The organism is Lichenibacterium ramalinae (assembly GCF_004137085.1).
In the GTDB taxonomy this organism is placed as follows: domain Bacteria; phylum Pseudomonadota; class Alphaproteobacteria; order Rhizobiales; family Beijerinckiaceae; genus Lichenihabitans; species Lichenihabitans ramalinae.
This window is the reverse complement of sequence record NZ_QYBC01000027.1, coordinates 44,549-61,059: the sequence shown is the minus strand read 5'-3', so window position 1 is coordinate 61,059 and position 16,511 is coordinate 44,549. Positions and strand designations below refer to the sequence as shown.

General features: G+C 72.4%; 12 protein-coding genes and 1 pseudogene. 3 read left to right on the top strand and 10 right to left on the bottom strand.

Annotated elements, in window-relative coordinates; genetic code table 11:
• From D3272_RS24135 to D3272_RS24100, 8 genes and pseudogenes are all read right to left on the bottom strand, one after another.
• A pseudogene (locus tag D3272_RS24135) lies at positions 1-453 on the bottom strand (hypothetical protein); the annotation flags it as partial.
• Positions 450-1,880: a type VI secretion system-associated protein TagF gene (tagF, locus tag D3272_RS24130; RefSeq protein ID WP_165361506.1), complete on the bottom strand. Its 1,431-nt coding sequence runs from the start codon at positions 1,878-1,880 to the stop codon at positions 450-452. The gene tagF and the pseudogene D3272_RS24135, both read right to left, overlap by 4 nt.
• Positions 1,877-4,573, bottom strand: coding sequence for a type VI secretion system membrane subunit TssM (tssM, locus tag D3272_RS24125; RefSeq protein WP_129221796.1), 2,697 nt, complete (start codon positions 4,571-4,573; stop codon positions 1,877-1,879). The genes tagF and tssM overlap by 4 nt, the downstream gene beginning before the upstream one ends.
• The gene (gene tssL / locus D3272_RS24120) at positions 4,570-5,910 is read right to left on the bottom strand and encodes a type VI secretion system protein TssL, long form (protein WP_129221795.1); all 1,341 of its coding nucleotides are present in this window, start codon (positions 5,908-5,910) and stop codon (positions 4,570-4,572) included. Before tssL ends, tssM begins: the two co-directional genes overlap by 4 nt.
• A gap of 3 nt (positions 5,911-5,913) precedes the next feature.
• Positions 5,914-7,251, bottom strand: coding sequence for a type VI secretion system baseplate subunit TssK (gene tssK, locus D3272_RS24115; RefSeq protein ID WP_129221794.1), 1,338 nt, complete (start codon positions 7,249-7,251; stop codon positions 5,914-5,916).
• Positions 7,252-7,258: 7 nt separating this feature from the next.
• Complete coding sequence (locus tag D3272_RS24110; protein WP_129221793.1) at positions 7,259-8,545, bottom strand: FHA domain-containing protein; 1,287 nt, start codon at positions 8,543-8,545, stop codon at positions 7,259-7,261.
• A 19-nt stretch (positions 8,546-8,564) separates the two neighbouring features.
• Complete coding sequence (locus D3272_RS24105) at positions 8,565-9,527, bottom strand: DotG/IcmE/VirB10 family type IV secretion system protein (protein ID WP_129221792.1); 963 nt, start codon at positions 9,525-9,527, stop codon at positions 8,565-8,567.
• A gap of 11 nt (positions 9,528-9,538) precedes the next feature.
• A complete protein-coding gene (locus D3272_RS24100; protein WP_129221791.1) occupies positions 9,539-10,540 on the bottom strand; it encodes a DotH/IcmK family type IV secretion protein in 1,002 nt (333 codons plus the stop codon).
• A 719-nt stretch (positions 10,541-11,259) separates the two neighbouring features.
• Here D3272_RS24100 and D3272_RS28260 point away from each other — a divergent pair.
• Genes D3272_RS28260 through D3272_RS24090 form a run of 3 tightly spaced genes read left to right on the top strand, consistent with a single transcriptional unit; the run spans position 11,260 to position 13,090 of the window.
• Positions 11,260-11,391: a hypothetical protein gene (locus D3272_RS28260; RefSeq protein ID WP_281011011.1), complete on the top strand. Its 132-nt coding sequence runs from the start codon at positions 11,260-11,262 to the stop codon at positions 11,389-11,391.
• The gene (locus D3272_RS24095; RefSeq protein WP_129221790.1) at positions 11,388-12,518 is read left to right on the top strand and encodes a type IV secretory system conjugative DNA transfer family protein; all 1,131 of its coding nucleotides are present in this window, start codon (positions 11,388-11,390) and stop codon (positions 12,516-12,518) included. Before D3272_RS28260 ends, D3272_RS24095 begins: the two co-directional genes overlap by 4 nt.
• Positions 12,515-13,090: a YcbK family protein gene (locus D3272_RS24090; protein ID WP_129221789.1), complete on the top strand. Its 576-nt coding sequence runs from the start codon at positions 12,515-12,517 to the stop codon at positions 13,088-13,090. Before D3272_RS24095 ends, D3272_RS24090 begins: the two co-directional genes overlap by 4 nt.
• Before the next feature lie 921 nt (positions 13,091-14,011).
• Here the strand turns inward: D3272_RS24090 and D3272_RS24085 are convergent.
• Both D3272_RS24085 and treS read right to left on the bottom strand, forming a co-directional pair.
• Positions 14,012-14,254, bottom strand: a complete 243-nt coding sequence (locus tag D3272_RS24085; RefSeq protein WP_129221788.1) for a transposase family protein — start codon at positions 14,252-14,254, stop codon at positions 14,012-14,014.
• A 134-nt stretch (positions 14,255-14,388) separates the two neighbouring features.
• Positions 14,389-16,458, bottom strand: coding sequence for a maltose alpha-D-glucosyltransferase (gene treS / locus D3272_RS24080; protein WP_129221787.1), 2,070 nt, complete (start codon positions 16,456-16,458; stop codon positions 14,389-14,391).
• Positions 16,459-16,511: the final 53 nt, after the last annotated feature.

Here is a 16,511-nt window from a genome sequence, read left to right as displayed (position 1 = left end):
GGACACGCAAGTCCTCGTTGCACCTCGACGGACCCCTTCCGACGACGCCGATCTCACGCGACCCCGTGGGTAGTTACCCCGCTCGGGCTTGAGGATCTTGGCCGCGTAGTCGTAGCGCAGGTCGCGGTGGCGCACGCGGTACACCTCGGCCATGCCCCCGGTGCCGAGCAACTCGCGCACCACGAAGCTGTTGGCGAGGAAGTCGCCGGGGGACAGCGAGCCGCCCGCCGCGGTGGCGTCGGCCTCGCCGTCGCCCGAGGCCAGCCGGTCGAGCGCCGCCCGTACCCCGTCGACGAGCCCGTGGGTGACGGTGGGATCGCGCGTGCGTCCGCCCTCGTCGAGCACCAGCTCCCGCACCAGCGCGTCGAGCAGCGCCTGCACGCGGACGCGGGTGTCCTCGCCCCCGGCGGTCGCGTCGTCCCCCGCCGCCGCCGTCTGTGCTTCCGCGTTCATGCCGTCCCCACGTCAACAACCAGAGCCGTCACGTTGTCGGAGGCGCCGGCGATCAGCGCGTCCTCGATCAGGGCCGCGGCGGCCACGGCGGGCGGGCCGGGCCGCAGCGCGGCGTCGAGCACCGCGGCGCCGGTGGCCTTCACCAGCCCGTCGCTGCACAGCACGAAGCGGTCGCCCGGCAGCACCGTGCCGCGGGCCACGTCCACCATCAGCGCGTTGGCGGCCCCCACCGCGCGGGTGACGTAGCGCGCGTCCTCGCTGACGTGGTCGCGCGTCAGCCGCACGGCGTCGCCGTCGCGCAGCAGGTAGGCGCGGCTGTCGCCGGCCCACACCACGGCGTAGTGGCCGCCATGCACGAACAGCGCCACCACCACGGCCGCCACCATCCGCTCCGGCCCGAGGCTGCGGGCCCGCGCCCGCAACGCGTCGTTGGCCTCGCCGAGCAGCTCCTCGATCTCGGTCAGGGCGCTGGCGAAGCTCAGGGCCGGCGCGAAGCCGCCGAGCCGGGCGATCACGGCCGCGCTGGCGGCGGCGCCGTCGTCGTGGCCGCCCGCCCCGTCCGCCACCGCCCACAGGCCGAGGTCGGGCCGCTCCAGCGCCGCGTCCTGGTTGCTCGGCCGGTGGGTGCCGCGGTGCGTCCGCGCGGCCGAGCGCAGCGGGCCGTGCGGCACCGGGCCGGCGGGCACCGGGCCGGCGGGCGCCGGGGCGTCCGGCACGGGCGGCGCGGCGGCGGGCTCGTCCCAGCCCCAGCGCGCCCAGCGCCCGTCCAGCAGGGCGGCGAAGCGGTCCGGCGCGGGCAGGCCGGCGTGGAGCAGCAGCGAGGCCGGCGCGGGGCCGCCCTCGCGCGTCCACCACAGGGTCGCAGGCGGGCCCTCGGGGGCAGGGCGGCCGACCAAAGCGAGTTCCAGCGCGTCGGCGAGGGCCGCGGCCCGCGCGACGTCGCCGCCGAAGGGCAGGCGCCGCGCTTCCACCTCGCCCGGCGGGGCCGCGGGCGGGCCGCCCAGCGCCGCCACCCGGGCGTCGAAGGCGTCGAGGTCGAGCGTCTTGGAGCGTGCGGCGGCGGCAGCCTCCTCCGCGACGTCGAACCAGGCGGCGGCGTGACGGCACAGGGCGTAGAGCGAGGCGTCCCCGGGCAGGCGCGCGGCGATCACCAGCGGGAACTGGCGGCCCGCCCCGTCCTGGCTCGCCACCATCACGCCGGCGAGCGGCTCCGGCCCCGCCGCCCCCGCGGCCAGCGCGAAGCGCCAAGCGGGGGCGGCGGCGTAATGGCCGAGCCAGCTCCCGCCGAGCGCCCGCCGGCTCGCCACCACGGCGGCCGACAGCCAGGCGTCGAGCGCGGCCCGCGCCGGGCCGTCGATCCGCCGGGACACGAAGTCGCCCCTCGCCGCGATCTTGCCGAAGAAGCCCGGCGCGGCGCCGTCCGTCACAGCGCCCTCGGGCAGTTGAAGCCGTGTAGGGTCGCCAGGTCGAAGGGGTTGGCGGCCGTCTCGGCGTGCAGGTCGAAGGTCGCCTGCCGCGCGCCGGCCGAGAAGACCACGCGCGCCCCCCCCGTCCCGGAAGGCTGTACCTGCGCGGCGTCGAGCAGGTGGAACGGCGCCCACAGCCCGCGGTGCTCCAGCACGGCGTCGGGCCCGCCGGGGCGGAACGACACCTCGGCGCCGGCGCTGCCCGCGTCGCTCGGCCACGACAGGGCGACGGGCCGCGGCCCGCCGCGGTCGCCGGTCGCGTAGTCGAGCTGCTGGCCGTCCAGCACCATCGACACCGAGGACGCCCCCGCGACCGACACGGGCGTGGCGTCGAAGGTGATGCCCAGGGCGCCGTTCGCCCCGCCGAAGAAGCCGTCGCGGATCGCCGCGGCCCGCTCGAAAGCCTCCAGCCCGTCGCGCGCCCCGGCCGCCCCCGGCCGCGCGTCCTTCCAGCGCCACGGGTGGGCGCCGGTGTCGACCAGCGGCGCCAGCGTTTCGCGGAAGAAGCTGTCGAAGCGGCCGTTCGGGCCGAACAGCGCGGTGAAGTCCTCCTGCGATATGCCGGCGTCGGCGGCGGCGCGGGCTGGGTAGTGACCCTCGAAGGCGCCGCGGCACAGGGCGCCGCCGCTCTTGTCCCAGGCCGCCATGCGCTCGCGCACCCGCCCGGCCGCCTGCGCCTGGGCGACCGCGCCGGGGTCGAGAGCTATGGGGGTCAGCGGCCCGGACAGAAGCGCCGCGATCTTGCGGCCCGCGTCCGCCCTTTCGGGCGCCCTGCCGTCTCCCGGCAGCGCGCCGTCGATGTCCCCCGCGAGGGCCTTGGTGGCGAAGGGCGCGTCGACCGCGGCCCGCGCGCCGAGCATCGGGTAGAGCCGCAGCGCGTCCGCGGTCGCCGCGGCGTCGCCGCCGCGCTTGAGGTCGCCCTCGACGGCGACGAGGAGGCGCGGCAGGAGGAAGCCGTTCAGCGCCCGGCGGTACACGTCGTTCGCGCCCGCCCGCACCTTGGGCTCCTGGTCGGGCAGGTGAAGCGCGGCCCAGCGCCAGCCCTCCTCGGGCGGCGGCACCAGCGCGGCGGCCTCGTCCAGCGCCGGCAGGGCGCGGCCGATGTCGGCGTCGCGCACGTCCGCGACGGGGATGGCGGCGGCCGCGGCGGCATAGACGCCGAGCCGCGCCTCGGTGTCGGCGAGGCGGCGCTCCTGGCCGAAATAGTCGAGCAGCCAAGCGCCGGACAGCGCCAGCACCAGCGCCGCGAAGGCGCCGGCGCCGGCCCAGCGGGCGATCCGCCGCCGCCGCTCGCGCACGGGGTCGGTCGACACGAGGCTGGCCTCGTTGAACACCACGTCGCGCAGCAGGCGCGCCAGGAAGTAGCTCTTGCCGGCCTCCAAGGTCCCGTCGCCCTCGCCGGCCCGGTCGGGCGCCGCGACCCCGAACTGGCTGCGCGTGGTCTCGCTCACGAAGTCGAGCGAGGCGCGGTCCTGGTGGGCGGACGCGAAGTAGACGCCGCGCACGCGCGGGGCCGGGTCGAAGCGCGAATCGGAGCCGATCTCGCCCATGATCTCGTGGAGCGGCTCGGCGAGCAGCGCGACCTGGCTCGGGAAGGCGAAGATTTCGGCCCGGCGCTGCGGGTCGGCCTCGGCCTGGAGGCGGTCGAGCAGCAGGCCGTTCAGCCGCTCCACCAGCCCGTCGAGGCCGGACGCGAAGCGGGCCGCGAGGCCGCCCTCGCCGCCCCGGCCCGGGGCCGGCAGGGGGAAGGTCACGCCCCACACCTGCTCGCGCGCCGGCCGGTCGAGGTGCTCGAAGAAGGCCGAGAAACCCGCCAGCCGGTCCGCCTTGGTCAGCACGAGGTAGGCGGGCACGCGCAGGCGGAACGCTTCGTCGAGCTCGCGCAGCCGCTTGCGGATCGTGCGCGCCTGCCGCAGCCGTTCGGCCGGCTCGGCGCGCAGGATGTCGTCGAGCCCCACCATCACCAGCGCGCCGTTCAGCGGCTGGCGCGGCCGGTGCTTCTTCAGCAGCGCGAGGAAACCCTGCCAGCTCGCCCGCTCGACCTCGGGCTCGTTGTCCTGCGCGGTGTAGCGGCCGGCCGTATCGATGAGGATGCTGTCCTCGGTGAACCACCAGTCGCAGTGGCGCGTGCCGCCGACGCCCTCCACCGGCCCGTCGCCGATCGTGTCGGCGAGGGGGAAGTTCAGACCCGAGTTGGTCAGCGCGGTCGTCTTGCCGGCGCCCGGCGGCCCGATCAGCGCGTACCAGGGCAGCGAATAGACCGAGCCGCGGCGGAGCTTGCCGCGCAGCTCCTTCAAGGCCGTCCGCAGGCGGGCGCGGATCTCGGCCACGTCGTCGGCGGCGGCGCGGGCCGGGTCGGCCCTGCCGTCCGCCGTCACGGCGTCGCTGAGGGCCGCGTCGGCGCGGCGCGCCCGCACGAGGCGCACGAGCAGGATCGCCAGCCAGACCGCGAAGGCGATCCCGATCGCGACCAGCCGCGCGCGCTGCGCTTCCAGCGGCCGCCACGTGCCGAAGGACAGCGTGTCGCCGTAGAACCAGATCATCGCCGAGATGGCGAGGACCCACACCAGCGACAGCAGCCAGCGCGCCTTGATGTGCTGGCCGTAGGCGCCGATGTAGCTGCGGATCTCGTAGAACCAGTTCAGCACCATCATGGCTGGGGCGCCCCCCTGCGGTCGAACACGGTGATTTCGGTGCGGCGGTTCTGTTCGCGCCCGTCCGCGGTGCCGTTGTCGGCGACGGGCTGCGCCTGGCCGCGCCCCTCCGCGCGGAGGATGGCGGGGTCCACCTCGGCGCCGAGGAGCTTCGACACCGCCTCGGCCCGCGCCACCGACAGCTCGTAGTTGGACGGGAAGCGCGCGGTGCGGATCGGCACGTCGTCGGTGTAGCCGATCACCAGGACCTGGGCGGCCTGGCCCTTCAGGGTGCGGCCGATGCGGTCGAGGAGGCCGGCGAACTCGGTCGACACCGTGGCGCTGCCGGTGGCGAACAGGCCCTTGTTGTGGAGGCGGATCAGCGTGCCGCCGTCCGTCTTCTCGACGTCGAGCAGCCCCTGGGCGACCTCGGGCGCCAGGGCCGCCCTGAGCGGCCCGAGCGAGCTGTCGGCCGCCGCGGCGGCCGCGTCCTTCGCCTTCTCGGCCGGCGAGCGCAGCAGGCTCGGCGTGCCGCGCGGGGGCGCGGCCAGCAGGGCCGCGAAGGTCGCGTCCGAGCGGCGGTCGAGTGCGCCGCCGAGCCCGAACCACGCGCCCGTGAGGATCAGCACCGCGAGCGCCGCCGCGGTCCACAGCACCAGCGGGGTCGACAGCGGCCGGTGCCGTGCGTCGACGCCGCGCCAGTCCGGCGACAGCTCGCGCTCGCCCTCGCCCCGCAGCGTCCGGTACAGGCCTTCGCGGATCCGCCCGATCTCCAGGTGCCCCTGCGGGTGGACCCGCATGCGGCCCTCGAAGCCGATCGACAGGCACATGTACATCAGCAGCAGCACGTCGCGGTTGGTGCCGGGGGCCTTGTGGAGGTGGGACAGCAGGTCGAAGAAGCGCTCGCCGCCCGTCACGTCGCCGTGGAAGGTCGACACCATGCTCTGGCGCGCCCACACGCTGTAGGAGCCCCAGGCGGAGTTCAGCACCACGTCGTCGACGGTCGCGCAGAGCGCATAATGGGCGGCGCGACCGCGCTCGATCGGAACGCCGGCGCCGAGCGAGCGCTGTTCGAACAGCTTCACGGCCGCGACCGTGCGGGCGCGCAGTCCCTCGATGTCGGGCGCCTCGCCGGGCTCGCGCAGCCGCGCCGTCACGTTGAGGAGCGGCAGCGCCGCCGACACCAGCGGCGGCACGCCGCGCGCCGCCCCGGCGCCCGTCGGCGCCGGCTGCGGCCCGGGCTCCGGCCGACGGGCGCGGGCGCCGCCGCGGATCGACAGCACCGGCGCGCGGCGGGGCGCGCCCCCCGGCTTGATGACCGTGGTGTCGGAGCCGGGGGGCCGCGCTTCGATCGACATCGGCTAGCCCCTGATGGCCCAGAGCTCGAGCTCGATCTCGGGAAACGAGCCTGCGACGTGGATGGCCAGCGCGCCCGAGGCGGCCAGCTCGCGCCACAGGGCCGCGGCCGTGTCGAGCTCGAAATAGACGGTGCCGTTGCGGTAGGGCAGCTGGCGCGGCGCCACCGACAGCGGCCGCACCGGCACGCCGGGCAGCGCCACGTTGACCAGCTGGGCGATCTGCTCGACGGGGCCGACCTTGATCTGGTTCGGCAGCTGTCGGCGCAGCTGCTCGGCCGGCATGTTGGCCCGCACGGCCAAGACGAAACCGGCTTGCAGGATCAGCGAGCGGTCCTCCACCGTGCCGACCCGCACACCGTGGCGGCGCTCCTGCAGCTCGATGGGCACTGCGGTCTGCTCCAGCACGGCGCTGAGCGAGGCGCGCAGGTCGGCGTAGACGGCCGCGAAGCTCGCCCGGAGGTCGTCGTGGCGGTAGTCCGGGTAGCGCGACGCGCGCTTGGACGCCGCCGTGAAGGTGCTGAGCTCGCCCGCCGCCGCGAGGCAGAAGCGGTAGAACTCCTCCGGGTGGATGCGGGCCGCCTGGGCGGCGAGGTGGCGCAGCGGCGGGTCGTAGCGGTTCAGGGTCTGCAGCAGCAGGAAGTCGGCGATCTCGGCCGTGCCCCGCACGGTGGGGTCGGCGATGCGGGCCGCGATGGCCTCGGCGCGGTGCGACACCAGCCCCTGCAGCTCGCCGAGCAGGGCGGCGAGCGGCGCCTGGGCGGCGCAGTTGAGCGCGGGGGCGATGAACTTGTCGTCGAGCACCACCGCGAGGTCCGAGCGGACCTCGACGATCCTCGCGACGGGGAGCTTTTCCAGGCCCGCGAGCGGGCCGGTCGAGGGCGCGAAGCTCAGGCGCAGCCTCCCCACCGCGATGTCCGAATCGAGGAAGCTGTCGGCGTTGGCGTCCGCCGCCGCGTAGTCGGAGCGGCGGTAGCGCGTGCCGGTGTCGGCCGGGCGGCCGTCGCCCATTTCGGCGACGCCGGGCTGGCGCGACGGGAGGGCGAGGTGGACCAGCACGTCGCGGGCGCCCTCGACCAGCTCCAGCGGGGGCGGCAGGTCGGCGTCGCCGGGCGCCTCGAAGCTCGTGCCGTCGGCGAACAGGCCCCGCGCGTAGGACAGGGCGAAGCGGCCCACCGCGAGAGATTCGCGGTCGACCGCGCATTCGGCGAAGCCCCAGGGATAGGGCTGCAGCTCGCGCGTGGTGGCGCGCACCACCCGCTCGGTCCAGCGGTCCGCCTGCTGGAAATGGTGGACACGGAGGAACATGCCCTCGGTCCAGGCGACCCGGTTCTCCTCCAGCATGCGCCCCCTACCTTTCCGACAGCCGGCGCGCGAAGGCGCGCCGCACGAGCCCCGCGAGGGGATGGCCCGGCTCGGCGCCGTCCGGGCCGGCGGCGTCGCGGCAGAGCGCGGCATGGGCCTCGGCGTAGCGGTCCCACAGTGCCGCGCGCCCGATCGGGCCGGCCGCAAACCAGGGCACGGGGACGTCGGCGAGGGCGCCGGGACCCAGCCGGTGGTCCCAGATGCCGGCCGCCTCGGCCATGGCGGCGCCGAGCGCGCGCTGGCGGTCCGCCAAAGCGCCGAGCCGGCGCGCGAGGCCCCCGAGGGCGTCCTCCTCGTCGTCCGACAGCAGCTTCACGATGGGGTCCCGCGCCGACGACAGCACATCGTTCCACAGCGACGCGTCCGGCGGCGGGGCGATGCCGAGGCCGTGCTCGGCCGCGGCCTGCGCGGCTTCCAGCCCGTCGAGCCCGTCGAGCAGCGCCCGCAGCAGCCTGCCCGCCCGCCCGAAGAGCGCGGGGTCGCGCGCGGCCGACAGTGCGGCGGGGTCGACCCGCGCGCCTTCGAGCAGGCCGCGCCGCGCCGCTCCGGCGTCGGCGGCCGGGGCGGCGTCACGCATCGCCGAGGCGGGCGGCGGCGCGTGGGCCGGCGTGGAGCCGTCCTCGGCACCGTCGAGCCAGTCCGCCGGCAGGAACTGTGCCGGCGGGACCTGCGCCGGCCGCGGCGCATGGAGCGCGGTGGAGGTCGCGGGCGCGTGTTCGGCCGCGTCGGCCAAGGGGCTCGCGGGGGCGTCGAAGTCGGCGGGCAGGTGCGCGCTCCCGGCCGCGGGCGGCCCGTCCCAGCCGAGCGGGCGGGCGAGCCCCGCGTCGGCGGCTTTCACCGGCAATGCGCCGAGCCAGCCCTCCGCCTCGCCCGACAGGGCCGCGGCGGCCCGCGCCTCCGCGCCGGCCCCGCGGCCGCCGAGGATGTCGCCGACCGCGCCCGGCGTGTCGCCAGGCGCCGGCTCCGCCCGCCCCGCGTCGGCCTCGGCCACGGCGAAGCGGTGCGGCCCCACCGCGAACACGTCGCCGACGGCGAGGCGGTGGCGGTTGCCGCGGCCGAGCACGCGACCCTCGCGCTCCAGGTGGACGCCGTTGATCGACAGGTCCGTGATGAGATGGGCGCGGCCGTCCTCGTCGATGCGGCAATGCACCTTGGAGATCTCGCGCGCGGGGTCGTCGAGCACCCAATCGTTGTCCGGCCCGCGGCCCATGAGGAACGGCTTGCCGCCCGGGACAGCCCGCTCGCCGCCGTCGCCGTCGAGTGCCCTCAGCACCAAGCCCACGCCGAACCCCTCAGCGCCGGAAGATCAGGTCGCCCGGCACCGCGACGGGGTCGAGAAAGACGACACCGATGCCCATGCCGGCCGGCCCCGTCATGGTGGCGGGCTGGTTGAAGTTGCGCGCCGCCGCGGCGGTGAGCACCTGCCCGACGGGCTGCAGCGCCGTCAGCGCCACCTGGTAGGGCACGACGTTCTCGCTCGCCGCGACGGCGCCGGTGGTCGGGTCGGTCGAAACCTGCTGGTTGTTCTGGAGCAGCTGCTGGCCGGCCTGGCCGGCGCCCTGGATCAGGCCCGCGAGGAGCAGCGAGCCGTAGCGCTGGATCGTGTGCTGGTCGACGTCCTTGGCGACGCCGGTGCGGGCATCGTCCTCGGAGATCGCGAGGGCGTGGAGCTGCAGCGTGCGCCCGTCCCGCAGGTAGGCCTGGTTGAACTGCAGCGCGGCTTGCGACGAAGAATAGGTGATGGCACCGAGCAGGCGCACGCCGTCGAGCGGGCCGCGCATGCCGCGGGCGTCGATGTCGTGCACAGTGGCGAAGATGGGGCCCTGCGGATCGTCCGAGTCGAAAGCCCGGTCGATCGTCGCGTAGGTGGCGTCGCCCGGCTTGGCGATGACGTAAAGCTTGGGCTGGGAGCGCGCCTCTCGCTCGGCCTCGAGCTTCGCTTGGGCCGCGGCCTGGGGGGTCGGCTGGCCTTGTGCGCCGGACGCGGCCGGCGGCGGCGCGGGCCGGGGATAATAGTTCATGCTGAAGCCGCCCGAGGGCGGGGTGAGCAGCGCGTCGATCTGCGCCTCGATGCGGGCCTGGGCCAGCGCTTCGGGCGACATGGCCGGGTCGTAGCGCCCGCCGGCCGAGGGCACGGCGTCGGACGGCAGGCCGCCGCGGGGCGCGCCGGCTTCGGCCGCGACGGCGGCCGGCGCCGCGGCGAGCGCGGCGGCGAGCGCGGCGGCGAGCGCGAATACGAGGGAGATCCGTGTCATCGCCGCCTCCGTCAGAACTGCATCGTCAGGGCGCGCTCGGCGCCGGCGCGGTCGACCACGTAGACCCGGGGCACGGGGTGGTCGAAGCGCCAAACCTTCATGCCGCCGAAGCTTTCGCCCTCGGCGTCGTGGGCCGGGTTGATCACCGTCACGGCGCCGCGCAGGTAGAGGCGCCCGTCGAGCGTCCAGGCGCTGACCGAGGGGTCGTCGACCGCGACGCGCTCGGCGCCCTTCGGCGGCGCGCCGGCCCCGAAGGCGTCGAGCAGCCTGTCCGGCACCATGCGGCCGCCCTCGAAGCCCGCGGATTCCGCCTCGCCGCGGCGCCCAGGGGCGCGGCGGGGCGCGGCGGCGGTTCGGATCGGCGGCGGCACGTAGGCCGCCATGGTGTCGTAGGGCTGCGCCGGGGTGCCGGGCGAGCGCCCCTGCACCCGCACCGTCACGGGCAGGTCCACGGCCGCCCCGCCGGCGCCGCTGCGCGCCATCAGCACCACGGGCAAGGGGTAGTCCTGCAGCTTGACGGAAATGTTGCCCCAGGTGGTGAGGCGGCACGGCATGATGTTGATGGTGGAGGGCCGTTCGCCCATAGCCATCACGGCGACCCCGCCCCCGCCCGATCCGCAGCCGACGCCGTCTTGGGCGAACATGCGCGGGTCGAAGGCCACCGACTCCACCGGCCAGGCGCGGCCCCGCTCGTCGAGAAAGGTGATCGGCGTGACGACGCCGAGCGCCAGCTGCAGGCTGGGGGGCGTCGACAGCAGCACCTGCGGGTCCACCGTCATCATGCGGGGGCGGGGCTGTGGCGCCGCGGTGCCGTAGCCGGACTGGAGGGCGCCCCGCTGCGCGTCGAGCACCCGGTCGCGGATGGCGTCGGCGTTGCCGGGGCTCAAGACCGCGCCGCGCGCGCGGTCCGCCATGATGCCCTGCAGCGCGGTGATCTCGGCGGGCGTCAGCTCGCGCGGCGGCGGCGGCGAGCCCCCCGCCGAGGCGCGGGCTGCCGCCTGGGCGGCCGGCACGGGCCGAGTGGGGGATGGTGCGGCGGGCGCAGCGGCGGGTGCAGCGGCGGGTGCAACGGCGGGGGACGGCGCCGGGACGGCCTGGGCTTGGCGGACCGGCTTCGGGCGCCGAGCGGCCGCAGCCGATACCGGTGGAGCGGAGACGGGTGGAGCGGAGCCGGGTGGCGCGGACATGGCGGGCCCAGACGGCAGGATCGTCGCCGCGCCCGGGATCAGCGACGCCAGGGTGACGGGTCCGCCCGCGAGGGCAGGGGCGGCAAGGAGGGCAGGGGCGGCAAGAAGGGAAGCTACCGAAGCCGTCGTGACGACGAGGCGATACATCGGCCTTCGACCGTCAATACTGGATCGCTGCGTCGGCATCGATCGCCCTTTGAACTGCACGCGGAGGATCCGCGACCCAGGGCTAACCCATGTGCAACTCCGCGTCTACATGCCCATCGGCCAGGAAGCGGGGGCGAACAGCTGAAAGCACCGGGCTTGTGGCAAGCTTGTCACATAACGTCTGTATCTGACGGGGCGTGAACAGTCTCACCCTGGACTCGACGGTGGACCGGCCTCATCCTGCCTCCATCAAAGCTTGTCGATCTGACGTAACGTCCGGCGTATTATTGGCATGGACTGGAACCGTCTGACCAATCTCGATCCAGTAGGCAGCCGATGTTTGACGATCCGCTCATCGCCTGCCCCGTCCCGTCACGGGGTCTGTCGGAGCAGCATCCATGCCGGTGACGCGCACGATCCTGCTTCTGCTCTGCATGCTCTGCTTGGCGGCCTGCGCCGGCGAGACCGAGGGTTCGCGGGAGGGGACAGTCGCCTTCGTCCATCGACAGCTGGAGCGGCACGGGCTGTGAGCGCCCCTCCCCCTCGGCTGCAGGCCGCCACGGCACTGCTCGGCGCGGTCCTGCTCGGCGCGGTCCTGCTCGTCGCACCGTGCCGGGCCCAAACGGTGTCGGCCACGGCCCAGCCGACCTACGGCACCAACATCAATTTCGGACTGCCGGTTTATGGTGGATATGCCGGTTACGGCGGCTACGGGCTGAGCTCCTACGGCGGCTACCCTCCGTCTCCCTATGGCAACAACAATCAGGCGGTGCAGACCATCGCCAGCCCGCCGCCGGGCTCGCAGCCCGCCCAGCCCGGCCAAAGCCAGCTTCCCTCGATGACGGGCGGCGGCTCTCAAGCCGGCGGCGGAGGGGGCGGCGGAGGAGGCTCGAACAACGGCGCCGTGCCCCAGGCGGGCGGCAGCGCGCCGCCGGACGCGTCCTACGAGCTGATGCGCGACCCGCGCTCGCCGGTCTACCACCGCTACGAGGGTGTCAAGCCGGAGACGTCGGAGCTGCGCCCGCAGGTGCTGGCCCAGCACGCCCGGGGCGAGGGCATCCGGCAGGGCTTCCTCGACGAGAACGCGCGGCTCGTCGCCGCCCTCGACGGGGAAGCGACCCGGCTCGACGCGCGCTACGATTTCCGGCGCATGATGATCGGCGCCAACCTCGTGCCACCCGTGATCGGCGAGCTGAAGGACGTGAAGCAGCTCGGGAGCAGCCGCCTGCTCTACCTCACGCTCGGCGCCTACCAGATCGTGGTGCAGGCCCGGCTGGTGCTGTCGCCGCCCGACTGGCGCGACTACCTCGACCTCGCGCCCTCCGACCATCGTGCGATCCAGCCGGCACTGAAGCCGGACGGCGGCGACGAGCAGAAGATCTACGATGCCAGTTACGCGGAAGGCGTGGCGGTCGGCGTCGGAGAAGCCCGCGCCTCGTTCGAGGAGGATCTCGACCGGCTGGAGCGGGATTATGTCGGCATGCAGCTGTACCACCATCTGGCCGCGCAGGGCGCGCTCAGCGTGCCGACCCTCGCGCGCTCGCGCCAAGCGGTGCGGGTGGCGGCGGACGGCCGGCGGGCCTTCGTGGGCGAGCAGATCGTCACGCTGGAAGTGTCGCCGCGCTTCCGCGCCGCGCTGCCCAAGGCCTATCGGTGACGGCGTCGACCTTCACGCGCCGCGCCGCCTGCGCGGGCGCGGCGGCGCTGTTCGCCGGGGCGAGCCCCATCGAGCGGGCCTTCGCGGCCGAGGCGGCGCGGGCCGCCGTGGCGGAGCCGGCGCGCGTCGGCCGCGACCGGCTGTGGCTCCGGCGCACGACCGGCGCCGAGGTGGAAGCGCGCTTCCGAGGCGCGGACGGCTTCGACGCCGCGCAGGTGCTGATGCTGTCCTGGTTCATGCGGGATCTGGTCGACGCGGATCGCGCCGTGTGGATCGAGCCGCGGCTGTTCGACCTCGTGGCGGCCGTGCAGTCGGGCATGTCGCTGGTGCACGGCGGGCCGCTTCCGCTCGTGCTGCTCAGCGGCTATCGGACACCAGCCCACAACGCCGCGCTGGAAGGCGCGGCCCGCAACTCGATGCACCTTTACGGCTATGCGGCGGACCTCCGGGCGCCGGGCTACAGCCCGCGCGCGATCGCGCTCGCGGCCTCGTTCTTCGCGCGCGGTGGCATCGGGCTCTACGACGGGTTCACCCACCTCGACGTGTGGAAGGTGAGAACGTGGGCCGGTTGAACGCCGGACGGGACGGGCTTGTAGTCGATATGAGCGAGCGTTTCAGCTCTGCGGTGCACCGCATCTCATCGTTTCAAATATTCGATTCCCGCTCGCCGCTGGAGCGCTTTCGCCTTGGGCGAATTCGCTCCAGCTTCGAATCGAGAGCAGTTTCACCGGCTTGGAGTCGCCAAGGCGACTCGGAGAAAGCCGATACCGCTCTCGGTCGCTGTCGTCAGTCCCTGTCCGAGGGGGCCGTCTCTCGTTTCGGTGCCGACATCTGACCGCGCTCCCTTTGACGGCGAGTGAAACCGTCAAGGTTGAAAGCTGCATGGACCGTGCCCGTGCGTTTGACCGGGTACCGTGCTGGGGTGCAGGGACCCACGCCATCGGCGAGCGGTTCGTGCAGCTTCTCCGATGCTGTTGACGCTTTGACGTGGCCTGACGGGGACGTGCATGTGGTGCTGGCCGATGCTGCCGCCGTGATCCACGTGACAATGATCGGCGGCAGGATCTTGTGATGTGCTTCATCACTTCGCGGCCCTGGACCGGATCCGACATGGCACCTTTGGCTCCGCATCCCGGAACAGGCCTGGAGGTCCCTTCAGTCATACAGGCGACGGAAATGCTGATGCATCTCCGTCACGTTGCGCCGCAGGAGCGGCGGCGCGCGTTCCCACTCGCCAGCGGTCAAAACTTTTACCGCTGGTATCATTCGCTTCGATAAGGTCGCCACGCTCGGGCGGAGCGTCGTCGCCTGCAAGCTTGGCCATGCGCCTCCGACCTGGCTTGAACAGCAGAACAGTACGTTTTCCGGGTGTCCGGCTTTCAGATTCCAGTCCGGTAGGCTTCACCGAGTCGAGCGGCTTACAGTTTCTCGTTCCAAATCACATTCGCAACATAATCTATTCTATGGAATGCGAAAGAGTCCAACTACCCATTCTACTCGTTTTTCGAGCTTCCGACGGTGCGTCTCGCAACTCGTGCCGACACGCCCAGGGTCGCAATGCCGTGGCTCAGCTCCAGAAACTGGCGGAACAGCTCTTCTCGGTCTTCGGCAAAGTCAGCGACGTCGACGCAGCTCTCGCAGCCGCAGATCGACGCCACGAGCGCGATCGTCAGCACATCGAGCAGGCTGTGGCGCGTCCCGTTGCCGGTGCGCGGGTCGGGAACGTCCCGATGCATCGAGATCAGAACATTCAGCGACGGCCTCCCTTGGCCGTCTCCCAACCACTCGATGCCTCGAAACGCTACCCCAAAATCTCAAATGCGATTCCCATGCGTCGTCGGCAAGGAGGCTTGCTGCGATGGCCTTCAGCTCACGTGGGAGCGTGATAGTGCGTCACGATACGGAGTGACTTGCCTTCGTACGGGGCCAGCTGGATCTGGATCTCGCCCTCCTCGGAGACGTCGCCGGCCGGGACACCATGCAGCATGTCGACGATCGGACCCCGCGGGATCTCGGGCATGGCAAGCACCTCGTCGATCTCGTCTGCCCCGAAATTCAGGGCGGTGATCTGGGTCCCACGCCCATCGGGGAGCTCGTGGATCATGATGAGCAGGCCTGCTGCCTTCACGTCCGGCACGGCAGTTTGATGGCTGCCCGCTATGCCGTACGATTGCCGGACGGAAAGGAGATGCTTGAGCTGCGAGATGAACGAGTCCGGCCGCTTGAGTTGCTCGGCCAATGAACCGTAGAGCGACCGGCACTTCGGCATGCCCTCCGACGAGACGCGTGCATCCGCATTGACGTCCATCAGGTCGTAGGCACCTCTCTGGATCCAGCGCGTGTCGCCATCCTGCATCATGTCTTCCACCTCGGATGCCGGGAGGGGAAGGGCTCCGATCATGTCCCAGCCCGAGAGCGCGAAAACACCCGGCTGGAAGGCATTGTACATCGCCAGCAGCAGATGGATCTTCTGGATCTGGGCGATCTGCTCCTCGCTGATCTCGTCGAGGTTCCTGATCGCCAGAGCAGCGGCGATCACGCTCGCCGTCGTGCAGGCGACGCCGTTGGTGACGAATTTCTGGTTGTAGGGCGCATGTTCGCCCGACAGCTTGGAGTACATCGTCTCACGCAGGTGCGTGCGGAGCGTGCGGCCTTGCCACGTCTTGCCTTGGAAGGTGTAGATCTCGTCGGCATGGAGTGTCCAGAAGTGCACCAGCTCCAATGTCAGCTCATCATGATTCTGGAGTCCATGGATGAGGCTTGCCGGATCGATCTTGAACTCATGCATGGTCCGCAGCATGAGACGCAGGAACTCGGTATCCCCGGTCAGGATCGCATGATGATAGGCGGGCCGAGTGATGAAATCATAGGAAAGGTCCGCGCCTCCCTGGGACATCGCCGCGATGTCGTCCACGGTCAGGTTCAACTCCTGGAAGCTGAAGCCGCCCGCCTTCCGGATCGCTCCTGCCAGGAGACTGTTGCCCACCAACGACAGGGGATGCCCTTCGGACCATGCGAGGCCGCCCGTTCTGACCTCCACCCCGAGGAAACCGTTCGCGTCGAGCCGAAGCCCGACGGCGCCCAAGCTGTCGATGGCATGCAGCGCGTCGCCGATGATCATCTGTTGCGCCGCGAAGGTCGGGTCCAGCCAGTTCAGGGACGGTTGCCCGGCCTTGAAGTAGTGCAGGTAGACCCAGCGGCGGGTATGCCCATCCACGCCGACGATCGGGCCCGTTGCGCTCCAGTCCGTCTCCTTGACGCCCGGTTCGAAGAATATCACCCGCTGAAGCTGCCCGACGATGTAGCCCTTCTTCGCAAGCGCGTCCACCGCGGGGGGCGAAAGGTTCACGACCTCCTGCCCGTCTTGCAGAAGCGGAAGAAGGTTCCAGTCCGCCTCCCGGATCTCCACCATGTGATAGATGCCGGGATAGTCCTCATAGGCCATCTCGGCCAGGCGGAAGTCGGCTCCCTTGCCGGAATGGGAAGGAACGACGTCGTCGATGACGATCGCATTGTGGGCGGATGCCATCCGACTCATGGCGACGTACTGTTCCGTCGTGCCGAACTTCGCGTCGATATCCAGGCCGATGCGGTCGAAATTGCCATCGATGCTCGGCGTGAACTCACGTCCCACGATCCCGCCTGCGCGCTTGGTCGGACCCGTGTGGATGGCCTGGATCCCGAGCGAGGCGAGCGCGTCCCAGAGCTTGGCATCTCCGAGGGTTTTCAGGACGGAGGCGCCCTTCTCCGTGACGATGGACGGTGGGTAGGCATTGAACCAGACCGAAGCGATGGCCGTGGCCGCACGGGCCTTCGCCTCCCCGTAGGGACGCTGCCATTGACGGCTCTGTCCCGCATACTTCCTGGCACTCAGCTTGGCGTTCCTCAGCATGGACTGGTCCACCAGCCACTGCACGTAGTCTTGATCCGGCATCGACATAGGGGTGTCTACCTGAAGGTCTTGTGGTGAGAGGCAAGTTGCGCAAGGCGAAG

Coding starts and splice junctions, on each gene's coding strand:
- tssM (WP_129221796.1), bottom strand. CDS start 4,573: ATGATGGTGCTGAACTGGTTCTACGAGATCCGCAGCTACATCGGCGCC.
- D3272_RS24105 (WP_129221792.1), bottom strand. CDS start 9,527: ATGACACGGATCTCCCTCGTATTCGCGCTCGCCGCCGCGCTCGCCGCC.
- tssL (WP_129221795.1), bottom strand. CDS start 5,910: ATGTCGATCGAAGCGCGGCCCCCCGGCTCCGACACCACGGTCATCAAG.
- tssK (WP_129221794.1), bottom strand. CDS start 7,251: ATGCTGGAGGAGAACCGGGTCGCCTGGACCGAGGGCATGTTCCTCCGT.
- D3272_RS24085 (WP_129221788.1), bottom strand. CDS start 14,254: ATGCATCGGGACGTTCCCGACCCGCGCACCGGCAACGGGACGCGCCAC.
- D3272_RS28260 (WP_281011011.1), top strand. CDS start 11,260: ATGCCGGTGACGCGCACGATCCTGCTTCTGCTCTGCATGCTCTGCTTG.
- treS (WP_129221787.1), bottom strand. CDS start 16,458: ATGTCGATGCCGGATCAAGACTACGTGCAGTGGCTGGTGGACCAGTCC.